Origin of the sequence: Streptomyces sp. YPW6 (assembly GCF_018866325.1) — a bacterium.
Lineage (GTDB): Bacteria > Actinomycetota > Actinomycetes > Streptomycetales > Streptomycetaceae > Streptomyces.
The window spans coordinates 2,637,429-2,650,331 of record NZ_CP076457.1; the positions used below are offsets into that span (position 1 = coordinate 2,637,429).

Sequence of the window (12,903 nt, forward strand, 5' to 3'; positions counted from 1 at the left end):
CTCTTCTGCTGTGTTCACTGAGCCTCGGCGGGGGCTGTGCAGCCGAAGGTCTTGGCGGCGGCCTTCATGAAGGGCCCGACGTAGGCATCCCGCCGCGGCAGGTCCGGGTGGCGCTTGCCCGCTTTCAGATACTGCTGCCCCGACTCCACCGCCAGATAGAGAGGGTCGCCGTCCGCGCAGGGCAGGATGAATCCGGCACCCTTGTCGACTTCTTCGACTGACCGGCCGTCCGGCGCCGTACTTCCGGCCGTGCCCGGGAACTTCCTCATGGCGGCAATGAGCAGCGGGTCCCGAGTGGCGGCGTACTTCATGAAGCCGTCATTACGGACGAAGCCATTCGTCTCGTCGTCCAGGGTCAGCTTGCAGAACCACAGGTCTGCGGGGGCCTTCTGCCCCTCTTCGAGTACCTTCGTCCCGGCCGGCACCTGACCGGCCACGGTCAGGCCGTCCAGGCCGCACACCTGTCCCTCGGAGACCGGGCGCGCGGCATCGGAGCGAGGGGACACGAGCGTTCCGGGCTTCTCCGGGAGGTCACCGCACTTGGTCCGGGCTGCGATGGTCCGTGCGGTGTCGGTGGCCAGGGCGGCGAAGGCGGTACGGTCGGCAGCCGGTTCGTCGACGCTGAACTCGGCGACCACCGGCCGGTCGGTCCAGCACTTCTCGGGCAGCATGACCCACGCTTTGTACGCGTTGACCCCGCCGGTCACCTCGCCGGTGAAGTACGAGGCGCCCGGGGGGTAGGGCTCGCTTTCGAACGCCAGCGGGTCATGGCCCCGCACCCCCCAGAGCCGGACACTGAGCCCGCTCTCGCCGGAACCGAGGACGACGGACGACTTCTCGATCCTGCAGCGCGTATCCGTCAGGTCGTCGTCGTCCAGCCCGTCCCCTTCGGCGTCCAGACGCCCGGCCCCCGGAAGCACCGCGTCCGCCTGCTCCGTCGAGATCAGGTCCCCGCAGAGCCGGTCCGCCGTCAGCACGTTGGTGTTGCGCCAGACGTGCAGCAGCCCCGCGACCACCACGACCACGGCGGCCACGGCCGCCCAGACCTTCCACGCCGGACGTGTACGGTCTGCTGCTTCTGCTGTGTTCACTGAGCCTCGGCGGGGGCTGTGCAGCCGAAGGTCTTGGCGGCAGCCTGCACGAAAGGCTCGACGTACTCGGCCGATGGCGGAAGGTCCGAAAGTTCACGCGCCTCCCAGTACTGCCCTTTGGCCTCGACCGCGAGATAGAGAGCGTCGCCTTCCGCACAGGGAAGAATCATCTGGCTCTCACCGACGAGATCTGCCCTTCTGCCGTCCGGAGCCTTGCCCTCGCTCGTTCCCGGCGTCTTCTTCACCGCGGCGATGAGCAGCGGATCCCGGGACGCCGAGTACGCCATGAAGCCAGCCGCGCGGACAGAGTCACGCGAGTCGTCATCCAGGGTCAGCTTGCAGGACCAGAGGTCAGCAGGAGCCTTCTGCCCTGCTTCGAGCACCTTCACGCCCTCGGGCACCTGGCCGCTGACGGACAGGCCGCCCAAACCGCACACCCGCCCCTCGGAGGCCGGGCGGGGCGCATCCGAGCGCGGTGGCAGGAGCCTCTCGGGCTTCTCCGGAAGATCGCCACACCCCTCCCCGGCCGCAATGGCTCGGGCCGTGTCGGTGGTCAGGGCGGCGAATGCCTCGCGGTCGGAGATCCGTTCGGTGGAGCTGATCCCGACGAACACCGGCTGAGGCGCCCAGCACTCCTCCGGCAGCAGAGCCCACCCCAGTTCGTCATCAACTCCACCGGTCACCGCACCGGAGAAGAATGACGTCTCCGGAAGTTCAGACACTCCGTACACCCCCAGGATCTCCATGCCTTGCTGCGCCCGGACCCTGAGAGTCAATGCTCCCTCTCCCGACCCGAGCACAACAGACGATTTCTCGATCCGGCAGACCGTGTCGGTGAGTTCCTTGCCGAGCCCGTCGCCCTCTGCGTCGATACGGCCGGCCCCTGGAAGGACCCCGTTCGCCTGCTCTGCCGAGACCAACCCTCCACAGACCCGGTCCTCCGTCAGCACATTGGTGTTGCGCCAGACGTGCAACAGCCCTGCGACCACCAGGAGAACCGCCATCACGACGCCCCAGGGCTTCCACGCCCGCCCCGTACCACCCTCTGCTGTGCTCACTTGCTCACTTCCTGGTTCGCAAAGCCGAATACGCTTCCTCACGGCTGGTGAAGAAGCTCTGCCCCGCCTCCTGCACGGCGTTCTTCGCGGCATCAGTTTCCTTGGCGCCTCGGGTGTCCGCCCAGTCCTGGATGAGCCCCCTCGTGCTCAGCATGTCCTTCTCGGTCTCTGTGCTGACTTCGCCCTTCGCCGCCCTGTCCGCCTCGTCGATGACAGCGGTGGACCACTCGTACGCAGCGACGTCCACGGCACGTTGAGCCAGGTCACCGACCTGGGGGATCATGTTGGCCACCGCCCCGAGGCCGTGATAGCCGTAGCGCGCCTGGTCGTTGATCTTTCCGATCTCGGCGTCGCGAACGTCCAGCACCATGTCTGTACCGATAGCGTTCAGAGCGCCGAAGGCCCCACCCACCTCCCGCGACCTGACGTCCCAACTGGTGACGTTCTCCACCAAGCTGCTCTGGGGCACTTGCCGACCAGTGTCCAGGTGCTCCACCGCATACAGTCGTTGCGCCTCGTACATGGCGTCGAATACTCGTAGGGGATTGCCCTCTGCGTCGTTATCGATCACACCGTCGGACACACCGCGCATCACTCTGATCACACTGTGCTTTCCGTTCGAAATGGAGGCTCCCTCGTCCGATTCGGCGATGCGGCTCTGGTCGATCGGCCCGTACCCGCCCAGAATGGCGTGCGTGTCCGCCGTGTAGTCGTTCAGCGCACGGCCGAGCGGCACCTTGAGGGCTTCGGGGACGCTGTCGCCCTTCGCCCCCTGGTCCAGCGTCGCGATGACCGCCTGCATGACCCGGGCCTGACCCTCGCTGTGCGGGCCGGGCTTGCCCAGCGCCGCCCCCGGCTCGTTCCCCGTCGTCCCTGCCTCCAGCGCGAGGCCCAGGCCATGGCGGCTGAACGGATCATCGGTGGTGATCACTCTGGGTCCTGCCACGACGTGCTGCTGAGGCCACTCCCGAGCCCCGTCCCCGTTGCCGATCAGGTAGTCGAGGTGCGCCTGCCCGTTGTCCACCTCCGGGTTGAAGAACGCGGTCGAGGCGTCGGGGTTCTTGCTCATCACACCGAGCAGGCTGTCGAGCGCGTCGGCCCGGCCCTCGCGGTGGTTGCCGCCCCACTGCTGGAAGATGGCGCTGTTGTCCTTCTCCGCGGCGATCATGTCGTCGCCCAGCTTGTTGAGGAACTGGTCGTCGAACGGCACGTCGGCGTGCGTCATCATCTCGACGAACGGACGGTAGCCGTAGAGCGGGTTGGTCTTCGAGTCGAAGTTCTTGGCTCCGGACTCCTTGAGGCCGTCCGTGAACTTCTTGTAGAACGCGCCGTCGCCGCTGTTGATCCATGCCTGGTACTTCGCCGAGCCGGGCCCGGCGTCCGCCATCGAACCCGGCACCTGGGTGGCGGTCGCCACCGTGTTCGCCAGGCCGCCCAGGAGCCTCGTGGACTGGGCCCCCGAGGCTCCGCCCTCCTGCTGCCGGTCCGCGAGGACATCGCTCAGCCTGATGGTGTCCTCGGGTCCCAGCCTCGTCAGCAGGGACTGGCTGAACACCTTGTCACCGGCGTTGTCCCGCACCGAACGCTCGAACTCGGCAAGGTCCGCGGCGGAGACCTCCTTGCCGTCGATCAGACGCTCCGCGGTCTCCTCGGTGTTCCGCGCCTCGTACTCCTCGATGTCGCCGAGGGGCTTTCCGTTGAATCCGTTCGTCGTACCGTCGGTGACGTCCGAGTCCTGCACGACCCCTTTCAGGGCGATCTCCACACCGGCGTCCGCGTCCGACGTCGCGGCGACCAGCCGGTCGATCTCCTGCTGCCAGGACGTCACCGCTTCCCGCACCGACTTCTGGTAGTCCGGGTCGTGGTGGTACGCGGACCGGGCGCCCTCGCTCAAGGCCTCCGTGTCGAAGGTGACCCTGCCGGCCTCCGACACCTTCATGCCGGCCTTCACGGCACCGCTCCTCGCGGTCTGCAGCTTGCCCTTGAGCTCGGTGAACTGCGTGTGCGCGTCCCGGAGCAGAGAAGCGACCGCCTTCGCTTCGGCCTGGGCCGCCTTGTACTCGTTGAGCGTGATACCGAACGACGCGTTGGCGGCGCTCGCGCTCAGTCCGACCCAGGTCGGCCCCAGCGTGATGCCGTGGACGTCCTTCTCGTACTGCTTCTCGCGCTTGTTGAACTCTCCTGCCATGTCCGTCCACTTGTCCGCGGCCTTGGTCAGGCAGGACAGGTCCGTGGTCATGATCTCGTGGTAGCTGGGCATGGCCTTTCCCCCGTTGTTCTCAGTGCCCGGTGAAACGTGACGATCCGGCTTCCCCGGCCGGCAGCGGGTCAGTAGCCGTTGAAGGGCGAGGGCGGGAGCGGGGGCCCCAGCAGCTGCTGGGTCTGGAGTTCGGCGCCCCGGAGGATGGTGTTGGCATCGCGCAGGGAACTCTTCTCCCTGCCGAGGCGGTTCATCAGGTTCCGGACCTGCTTGCCCCACGCGGTGTGCGCGTCCTTCATCGCACGCGAGGTGATCCAGCCCTCGCCGTCCTTGGCGCCGAGCGCCGTGACCGCGGCCGCGTTCTCCTCGCTCGCCCAGTTGCCCGACTTCTTGGTGTCCGGTTCGAGGTGCTGCTCGATGGCGTTGGCCGCGGCGCGCTTCTGCGCCGGACTGGAGACCAGCCCGGGTGCCTGTCCCGGCGCGAACGGTCCGTAGACAGGAGGCGGGGAGGTGTCGGCCGGGGCCTCGTTGAGCCGCATCGATGCCGGTGCGGCTCCGGCCGTCGCCGTCGGGTCACCTGGTTGGCTGCTCATCCGTCCCCCGGGAATCCTCGGCATTACCCACGTTTGACGTGGCCCGTTCACCCTAACAAGTGGGCTTCCCGGCCTCGCCACACGCCAGTGGGGCCGTACAGGACCCCCCGGCCCGTACGACCCCACTGGCTTTCCCCCGTTACCCCGCGCCTCCCCCGAAGCGCCGAGCCGTTCCCCGTACTCCCCCGTTTTCCCCCGGGTCCCCTCGGTCCCCGTTTTCCTGCTCCCCCGTACTCCCCCGTGGCCCCCGCCTCCCCCGAAGCGGAGGGCCCTGCCTCAGGCCACCAGCTCGCCGAAGGACTCCTGCTCGTCACGTCCGAAGCTGAGGACCTCGTCCTCGCGCAGCCGGCGCAGGGAGCGCCAGATGCTCGACTTCACCGTGCCGACACTGATGTCGAGGATGGACGCGATCTCCGGGTCGGTGCGGCCCTCGTAGTACCGCAGGACCAGCATCGTGCGCTGGAGTTCGGGCAGTCGGGCGAGCGCCTGCCACAGCACCGCCCGCAGCTCCGTGCCGCGCATCGCGTCCGTGTCGCCCACCGTCTCCGGCAGCTCCTCGGTCGGGTATTCGTTGAGCTTGCGCCTGCGCCAGGCGCTGATGTGCAGGTTGGTCATGGTGCGGCGCAGATAGCCGCCGACCGCCGCCTTGTCGCTGATCCGGTCCCAGGCCCGGTACGTCGAGAACAGGGCGCTCTGGAGCAGGTCCTCGGCCTCGAAGCGGTCGCCGGTCAGGTGGTAGGCGGTCGCGTACAGGGAGGCCCGTCGCTCCTGGACGTAGGCCGTGAACGCCGTTTCGGCGTCCGCGTTCTCCGTCCGGTCGGTGCGATCCCCCGTGGCCTTCCCGTACGCGCTTCCCCCGTTGCGCCCCACATCCCCCGTGGGTGCGTCGACCACCGTCATGAACGTCTTACGCGGCTGCTCCGCGGTCGACTGCGACGGCAGGTGCTGACGCCCGGCACTGCGGACACACCCCCGCAGGTTCGTCGCGCCGGACTTCTCGCTGCTCCGGCCGATGTCGTGGAGGCGCGTGACAACTGCGCTTGAGCCGGTGCTGTGCAGTGCGTCCATCTCGCGCCCCCTATCGGTGGAGTCCGTTCGTTCCTTGCTGACCTAGAGCTTGCCGGGGCAGTTTCATGGCGCTGTCCCCCGACTGTCACAGGCCTGTCACAGGGGCGGTCGCGGCCGTGCCCGGACCATCGGACGGGACCACAGGTCGAACTGAAGCGCCACCATGGGCCAGAATGACGCTCGTGCCTTTCCTGTTGCTGATCGAGGACGACGACGCCATCCGCACGGCCCTCGAACTCTCGCTGTCACGCCAGGGCCACCGTGTGGCCACCGCGGCGACGGGAGAGGACGGCCTGGAGCTGCTGCGCGAGCAGCGGCCCGACCTGGTCGTGCTGGATGTGATGCTGCCCGGGATCGACGGTTTCGAGGTGTGCCGGCGGATCCGCCGCACCGACCAGCTGCCGATCATTCTGCTGACCGCGCGCAGCGACGACATCGACGTCGTGGTGGGACTGGAGTCCGGCGCGGACGACTACGTGGTGAAGCCCGTCCAGGGCCGGGTGCTGGACGCCCGGATCCGGGCGGTGCTGCGCCGCGGCGAGCGCGAGTCGACCGACTCGGCGACCTTCGGCAACGTGGTGATCGACCGCTCCGCCATGACCGTCACCAAGGACGGGGAGGATCTGCAGCTCACGCCGACCGAGCTGCGGCTCCTGCTGGAGCTGAGCCGCCGGCCCGGACAGGCCCTGTCCCGGCAGCAGCTGCTGCGGCTGGTGTGGGAGCACGACTATCTGGGCGACTCCCGGCTCGTGGACGCGTGTGTGCAGCGGCTGCGCGCGAAGGTGGAGGACGTGCCGTCCTCGCCGACCCTGATCCGTACGGTGCGGGGCGTGGGCTACCGGCTGGACACGCCTCAGTGACCGAGACCGTCAAGCGGTCCCTGCGTGCGGGGCTGCGCTGGACCAGTCTGCGGATGCGGCTCGTCGTGGTGTTCGCGCTGGTCGCGCTGGTCGCCGCGGTGTCCGCGTCGGGGATCGCGTACTGGCTCAACCGCGAGGCCGTGCTGACCCGTACCCAGGACCGGGCCCTCGACGACTTCCGGCGGCAGATGCAGGAGACGGCGGCGGCGCTGCCGACACGCCCCACCAAGGACGATCTCCAGCGGGCCGCCGGGGAGATGGCGTCGAGCAGTCCGGGCTACAGCGTGCTCCTGGAGGACGAACGGGAGCGCGGCAAGCCGATCGTGGGCTACTCCGACCTGGACACCTTCACCCGGGCCCACGTACCGGACTCGCTGCAGAAGCAGGTGGCCCGCAAGCAGCCGCTGACGTCGAGCAACGAGCACGAGTACCACCTGTTCTGGCAGCGCACGAGCATCGCGGGCACGCCGTATCTCGTCGCCGGTACGCGGATCATCGGCGGCGGGCCGACCGGCTACATGCTCAAGTCGCTCGACCAGGAGCGGCAGGACCTCAACTCGCTCGCCTGGTCGCTGGGGATCGCGACCGCCCTCGCGCTGGTCGGCTCGGCGCTGCTCGCGCAGGCGGCCGCGACGACGGTGCTGCGCCCGGTGCAGCGGCTCGGCGACGCGGCCCGCAAGCTCGGCGAGGGGAAGCTCGACACCCGGCTCGTGGTCTCCGGCACGGACGAACTGGCCGATCTGTCCCGTACGTTCAACAGGACGGCGAGCTCGCTGGAGAAGAAGGTCGCGGACATGAGCGCGCGGGAGGAGGCCAGCCGCCGGTTCGTCGCCGACATGTCGCACGAGCTGCGCACCCCGCTGACCGCGATCACCGCGGTCACCGAGGTGCTGGAGGAAGAGGCGGACAACCTGGACCCGATGATCGCGCCCGCCGTGCATCTGGTGGTCAGCGAGACCCGGCGGCTGAACGACCTGGTGGAGAACCTGATGGAGGTGACCCGCTTCGACGCGGGTACGGCCCGGCTCGTGCTGGACGACGTCGATGTGGCCGACCAAGTGACCGCGTGCATCGACGCGCGGGCCTGGCTGGACGCGGTGCACCTGGACGCGGAGCGCGGGACGATGGCCCGCCTCGATCCGCGCCGGCTGGACGTCATCCTGGCCAACCTCATCGGCAACGCCCTCAAGCACGGCGGTTCGCCGGTGGGCGTACGGGTGCGGACCGAGGGCGACGAGCTCGTCATCGACGTACGGGACCACGGTCCGGGCATCCCCGAGGATGTGCTGCCGCATGTCTTCGACCGGTTCTACAAGGCGAGCGCCTCCCGTCCGCGGTCGGAGGGCAGCGGGCTCGGTCTCTCCATCGCCATGGAGAACGCGCACATCCACGGCGGTGACATCTCGGCGGCGAACTCCCCTGACGGCGGTGCCGTGTTCACCCTGCGGCTGCCGCGGGACGCGGAGAGGATCGTCCGGGACGGCGAACCGGGCGCGGAGGCGACGGGCGAGGACGGGGCGACGTGAAGCGCGGCGATGTCACGTACGGGAGGCGGAGCCCGCTGCGGCCGCGGGGACGGTCGGCCGTCCGGCTGGCGGGGCTGCTGGCGGTAGCGGCGCTGGTCTCCGGGTGCGGGATCCGGACGACGTCGGTGCCGGTGGACGCCGGGGCCGCGCCCTCCCGGGTGCCGTGCCGGCTCGCCGCCTCCGACGCGTCCACCCGGTCGCCGGACCGGGTGAGCGCCGAGGTGTACCTGGTGTGCGCCTCGCAGCTGGTCACCGTGGACCGTCCGGTGCCGGCGGACACGGTCGGCGCCGACCCGGTGGAGGTGGCCCGCGCCCTGCTGAGGGAGATCCAGCGGGCACCGTCCACGGGCGAGCGGCGGGCCGGGTTCACCACCGCGGTTCCGGCGGGGCTGCGGGTGGATCCGCCCCGGGACGGCGACCCGGCGGGCACCCTGCGCCTGAGCAGTCAGCCGGAGGACCTGTCGGCGGAGGCGCTGGCCCAGCTGGTGTGCACGTACGCGGAGAGCGACGGGCTGGTCCGGGACGGTTCGGTGGTGCTGGGCGGGCCCGGCGACTACCCGCCGCGCGGCTATCTGTGCACCTCGCAGACGAAGTCCCGGCCGGGGGACCTGGCCACGCCGGACGCACTCCGGCTGGATTGACGCGGGACCCGCCGGGCGCGTGGAGGGCGCGGGGAGGCGCGGGGAAGCCGCAGGAGACGGAGGCCGCGGGGAAGCCGCAGGAGAAGGGGCGGAGAAGCCCGGCGAGGGGCGGGGCCGCGCGGGGCTGCCGTTGTGACTCAGCCGCCCCGGACGGTACGGAACCGATCCCGCCGGTCGTGGCGTCTTGGTGGGCGTGCGTCACAGTTCGGACGGCGAGGCCGTCATCCACTTCCGCGCGGCGGGCGTCACTCTCCTGATCGCACACCTCCTGTTCGTCGCGTGGCTGACGCTGCGCCCGCTGGACGTGCCCTGGATCACGGCCGCGAACTTCGAGCCGTTCGCCGGGATCAGGGCGGACCTCGCGCTGGGACCCGCCGAGGCGGCCCGCCGGATCGGCGGCGCGCTGCTGCTGCTCGCCCCGCTCGGGGTGCTGCTGCCCATGGCCGGGGGCCGGATCTTCGTCTCCCCCTGGGTCTCGCTGCTCCGTACGGTCGCCGCCGGGGCACTGATCTCGCTGGCCATCGAGCTCGGCCAGACCGGGGTACCGGGGCAGGTCGTCGACGTCGACTCGCTGCTGCTGAACACCACCGGGGTGGTCCTGGCCCACCTGCTGGTCGTCCCGGTCTGCCGGGCGCGGCTGCGCCGCCGGGGCCTGCCCGGCGTGCGGGACCTGCTCCACCGCCGGCAGGAGACCCGGCTCGGGGAGGAGGCCCCTCAGGGGTCGACCCCGACGATTACCGGGGTCGGTCTCGCCCCGTAGAGCGATGCTTTGTCCCTCTTCGCGGGGGCACCATGGAGACATCGGGGAGCAGAGAACGCTGCTCCTGCCGCTACGGTTCGCGAAGGAGCCCACCATGGCCGCCCCACTTGTCCGCCCCCGCGAAGGCCGCATGATCGGCGGAGTGTGCGCGGGCCTCGCCCGGCGCTTCGGTATGTCGGCCGGCACCATGCGCGTCATCTTCGTCGTCTCCTGCCTGCTGCCCGGCCCGCAGTTCCTGCTCTACCTGGCGCTGTGGGCGCTGTTGCCCTCGGAGAAGTCCGCCTCCTCCGCGACGGCCTGGTGACGCACCGGACCACGGGGAGCGGGAAGACGGGCGGGAACGCACGGTGGGGCGCACACCCTGGACGAGGGTGTGCGCCCCACCGGTCTGTGCGGGTGCGCGCCGGATCCCCGGCGCGCGGGGTGCGGATCAGCCGCCGAGCGGGATCCCGTTGGCGGTGAGGCCCTGGGTGGGCAGTCCGCCGAGCAGGCCGGTGACCGGGGCGGCCGCGTCGGTGGCCTGGCCGCCGAGGACCCTGCCGACGGTGTCCTGGACCGGCGCGTTCTGGACCGACTGCGCGACGGCGTCGACGGCCATCGTCGAGACGGGGAGCGCCCCGGCCGCGGCGTCCAGCGGCAGCGCGGGGGCGGCGGAGGCGCTGCCGGCGGCGGCAGCGGCGAAAGCGGCACCGAGAGCGGCGACACCGAGAGTCTTGGCAGACTTCTTCATGGAGAATTCATCCTTGGGGAAGGGGATGTGAGCGGCTCTGCAAACTAGCCATCCCGCCGCCCGGTCCGCAAACATCCCGACACGCGGGAAAGGGCCGGAAAACTGCTTCCCGGCCCTTTCACCTGATGCACCCCTCAGCTACCGGCCATCGAAGAACTGCTGGTCACAGCGGTCTGCCGGAAAAGCCACTCCGACTTCAGCTCGGCGTATCCGGGCTTGATGACGTCATTGATCATCGCGAGACGTTCGTCGAAAGGAATGAAAGCTGATTTCATCGCATTGACTGTGAACCACTGCATGTCGTCGAGCGTGTATCCGAACGCGTCGGTCAGCCGCTCGAATTCCTGGCTCATGCTGGTCCCGCTCATCAGCCGGTTGTCCGTGTTCACCGTGATGCGGAAGTGCAGCTTGCGCAGCAGTCCGATCGGGTGCCCGGCGTACGAGTCGGCGGCGCCGGTCTGGAGGTTGGAGGTCGGGCACATCTCCAGCGGGATGCGCTTGTCCCGTACGTAGGAGGCGAGGCGGCCGAGGGTGACCGAGCCGTCCTCGTCGACCTCGATGTCGTCGATGATCCGCACCCCGTGGCCGAGCCGGTCGGCGCCGCACCACTGGAGGGCCTGCCAGATCGACGGGAGGCCGAAGGCCTCGCCCGCGTGGATGGTGAAGTGGTTGTTCTCGCGCTTGAGGTACTCGAACGCGTCGAGGTGGCGGGTGGGCGGGAAACCGGCCTCGGCGCCCGCGATGTCGAAGCCGACGACTCCCTGGTCGCGGTAGCTGTTGGCCAGCTCGGCGATCTCCAGGGCGCGGGCGGCGTGCCGCATGGCGGTGAGGAGGGCGCCGACGCGGATGCGGTGCCCGTTGGCGCGGGCGATGCGCTCACCCTCGCGGAAGCCCGCGTTGACGGCCTCGACGACCTCTTCGAGGGTCAGGCCGCCTTCCAGGTGCTGCTCGGGGGCGTAGCGGATCTCGGCGTAGACGACGCCGTCCTCGGCGAGGTCCTCGGCGCACTCGGCGGCCACCCGGAACAGCGCGTCACGGGTCTGCATGACGGCGCAGGTGTGGGCGAAGGTCTCCAGATACCGGGGCAGCGAGCCGGAGTCGGCCGCCTCGCGGAACCAGATGCCGAGCTTGTCGGGCTCGGTCTCGGGGAGGGAGTCGTAACCCTGCGCGCGGGCCAGCTCGACGATGGTGCCCGGCCGCAGGCCGCCGTCGAGGTGGTCGTGGAGCAGCACCTTGGGGGCGCGCCGGATCTGGTCGGAATCAGGGACATTCGGGGTCTGGCTCGTCATCTTGGCACTCTAGCGCCTACGCGCGTAGAGCGCCGGTTGTCGATGCGTAACAGTGACCGGAAAGTCGGGTGGAGTACACCTGCTCTTCTGAGACTGTTCTGTCATGGGACAGCGCGCACTCCCCCTGCCCGCAGCCAGGCTGGGACGGGTGGTTCGGACGGCCGGAGCAATCGACGAGGTCAGCGGCGTGGTGCTGCTGCTCCCGGACGGCGAGGCCGACTCGCGCCGCCGTCCCTCCCCCCTGTCGTACGCGGCACAGCTGCCGTTCGCCCGCGCCCTGGCCCGCGCCGGGGAGGCCGACGGGCTCGCCGTGCACGTGCTGCGCTACCGCTGCCGGGGCTGGAACGCGGACGACGCGCATCCCGCCGAGGACGCGGCGTGGGCGGCCGACGAGGTCCAGCGGCTCTACGGCGACGTTCCGGTCTGCCTGGCCGGCCACGGGATGGGCGGGCGGGCGGCGCTGCGGGCCGCCGGCCACGGTGCGGTCACCTCCGTCCTGGCGCTGGCCCCCTGGCTGCCGGACCGGACGGCGGCCGCACCGGAGCCGGTGAAGCAGTTGGCGGGGCGGCGGGTGCTGATCGTGCACGGCACCAACGACGAGCGAAGCGACCCGGAGCTGTCCTACCGGCTGGCGGAGCGGGTGAAGAAGGCCAACCGGGACACCTGCCGCTTCGAAGTCCACTCCGACGGGCACGCGTTGCGCCAGCACCGCTCCGAAGTGGTCGCCCTGTCCGCCGACTTCGTCCGGGGCTCGCTCTTCGCCCGGTCCTACGCCCGCCCGGTCGCGGACGCGCTCGCCGCGCCGCCGCCGCTGGGGCTGCGGATGCCGCTGGCCGCGGGGTTCGGGCGGTCGTTGCGGCACTGAGGCGGACGCCGGGCCGGGCGACCAGGGGGAGGACCGGGAGGACCGGGAGGACCGGGAGGGTCAAGACCCGCGAGACCAGCAGGGCCCGGGGGGCCTGCTGGAGCCGTGGAGCCCGCAGGAGCAGTGGGGCCGGCGGGAGCGGTGGAGCCCGCAGGAGCGGTGGAGCCCGCAGGAGCGGTGGGGCCCGCAGGAACAGCGAGACCCGCAGGAGCAGTCGAGCCC

General features: G+C 70.3%; 13 protein-coding genes. 6 read left to right on the forward strand and 7 right to left on the reverse strand.

Annotated features, from left to right (window positions below):
* Positions 1-14 precede the first annotated feature (14 nt).
* From KME66_RS11405 to KME66_RS11425, 5 genes are all read right to left on the reverse strand, one after another.
* Positions 15-1,034: a hypothetical protein gene (locus KME66_RS11405; protein WP_216321603.1), complete on the reverse strand. Its 1,020-nt coding sequence runs from the start codon at positions 1,032-1,034 to the stop codon at positions 15-17.
* 53 nt (positions 1,035-1,087) lie between these two features.
* Entirely contained in the window at positions 1,088-2,149 is a 1,062-nt protein-coding gene (locus KME66_RS11410) for a hypothetical protein (protein ID WP_253208301.1), read from the reverse strand.
* A 4-nt stretch (positions 2,150-2,153) separates the two neighbouring features.
* On the reverse strand, positions 2,154-4,409 hold the full coding sequence (locus KME66_RS11415; protein WP_216321605.1) for a hypothetical protein: 2,256 nt from the start codon (positions 4,407-4,409) through the stop codon (positions 2,154-2,156).
* Positions 4,410-4,477: 68 nt separating this feature from the next.
* Entirely contained in the window at positions 4,478-4,942 is a 465-nt protein-coding gene (locus KME66_RS11420) for a hypothetical protein (RefSeq protein WP_253208302.1), read from the reverse strand.
* Between the two features lie 276 nt (positions 4,943-5,218).
* The gene (locus KME66_RS11425) at positions 5,219-6,010 is read right to left on the reverse strand and encodes a SigE family RNA polymerase sigma factor (RefSeq protein WP_216321606.1); all 792 of its coding nucleotides are present in this window, start codon (positions 6,008-6,010) and stop codon (positions 5,219-5,221) included.
* 182 nt (positions 6,011-6,192) lie between these two features.
* Between KME66_RS11425 and afsQ1 the strand changes: the two genes are divergently transcribed.
* The 5 genes from afsQ1 (at position 6,193) to KME66_RS11450 (ending at position 10,101) form a co-directional block, all read left to right on the forward strand.
* Positions 6,193-6,870 carry a two-component system response regulator AfsQ1 gene (gene afsQ1 / locus KME66_RS11430; RefSeq protein WP_178379154.1) on the forward strand — a complete coding sequence of 226 codons (678 nt, stop codon included), beginning with the start codon at positions 6,193-6,195 and terminating at the stop codon, positions 6,868-6,870.
* Positions 6,867-8,396, forward strand: coding sequence for a HAMP domain-containing sensor histidine kinase (locus KME66_RS11435; protein WP_073228910.1), 1,530 nt, complete (start codon positions 6,867-6,869; stop codon positions 8,394-8,396). Before afsQ1 ends, KME66_RS11435 begins: the two co-directional genes overlap by 4 nt.
* Complete coding sequence (locus tag KME66_RS11440) at positions 8,393-9,037, forward strand: hypothetical protein (protein WP_216321608.1); 645 nt, start codon at positions 8,393-8,395, stop codon at positions 9,035-9,037. The genes KME66_RS11435 and KME66_RS11440 overlap by 4 nt, the downstream gene beginning before the upstream one ends.
* Before the next feature lie 187 nt (positions 9,038-9,224).
* Positions 9,225-9,797 (forward strand): VanZ family protein, encoded by a 573-nt coding sequence (locus tag KME66_RS11445; RefSeq protein WP_073228916.1) that lies wholly within the window; start codon positions 9,225-9,227, stop codon positions 9,795-9,797.
* Between the two features lie 94 nt (positions 9,798-9,891).
* On the forward strand, positions 9,892-10,101 hold the full coding sequence (locus KME66_RS11450) for a PspC domain-containing protein (RefSeq protein ID WP_073228919.1): 210 nt from the start codon (positions 9,892-9,894) through the stop codon (positions 10,099-10,101).
* 126 nt (positions 10,102-10,227) lie between these two features.
* Here the strand turns inward: KME66_RS11450 and KME66_RS11455 are convergent, their stop codons facing one another.
* Positions 10,228-10,527 (reverse strand): hypothetical protein, encoded by a 300-nt coding sequence (locus KME66_RS11455; RefSeq protein ID WP_073228922.1) that lies wholly within the window; start codon positions 10,525-10,527, stop codon positions 10,228-10,230.
* A gap of 134 nt (positions 10,528-10,661) precedes the next feature.
* A complete protein-coding gene (locus KME66_RS11460; RefSeq protein ID WP_216321612.1) occupies positions 10,662-11,816 on the reverse strand; it encodes an adenosine deaminase in 1,155 nt (384 codons plus the stop codon).
* 103 nt (positions 11,817-11,919) lie between these two features.
* Between KME66_RS11460 and KME66_RS11465 the strand changes: the two genes are divergently transcribed.
* Positions 11,920-12,681, forward strand: a complete 762-nt coding sequence (locus KME66_RS11465; protein WP_079185798.1) for a dienelactone hydrolase family protein — start codon at positions 11,920-11,922, stop codon at positions 12,679-12,681.
* The last annotated feature ends 222 nt before the right edge of the window (positions 12,682-12,903 follow it).

Excerpts from the sequence above, each read along its gene's own strand:
- KME66_RS11415 (WP_216321605.1), bottom strand. The coding sequence starts at position 4,409 with ATGCCCAGCTACCACGAGATCATGACCACGGACCTGTCCTGCCTGACC.
- KME66_RS11420 (WP_253208302.1), bottom strand. The coding sequence starts at position 4,942 with ATGAGCAGCCAACCAGGTGACCCGACGGCGACGGCCGGAGCCGCACCG.
- KME66_RS11425 (WP_216321606.1), bottom strand. The coding sequence starts at position 6,010 with ATGGACGCACTGCACAGCACCGGCTCAAGCGCAGTTGTCACGCGCCTC.
- KME66_RS11450 (WP_073228919.1), top strand. The coding sequence starts at position 9,892 with ATGGCCGCCCCACTTGTCCGCCCCCGCGAAGGCCGCATGATCGGCGGA.
- KME66_RS11455 (WP_073228922.1), bottom strand. The coding sequence starts at position 10,527 with ATGAAGAAGTCTGCCAAGACTCTCGGTGTCGCCGCTCTCGGTGCCGCT.
- KME66_RS11460 (WP_216321612.1), bottom strand. The coding sequence starts at position 11,816 with ATGACGAGCCAGACCCCGAATGTCCCTGATTCCGACCAGATCCGGCGC.
- KME66_RS11465 (WP_079185798.1), top strand. The coding sequence starts at position 11,920 with ATGGGACAGCGCGCACTCCCCCTGCCCGCAGCCAGGCTGGGACGGGTG.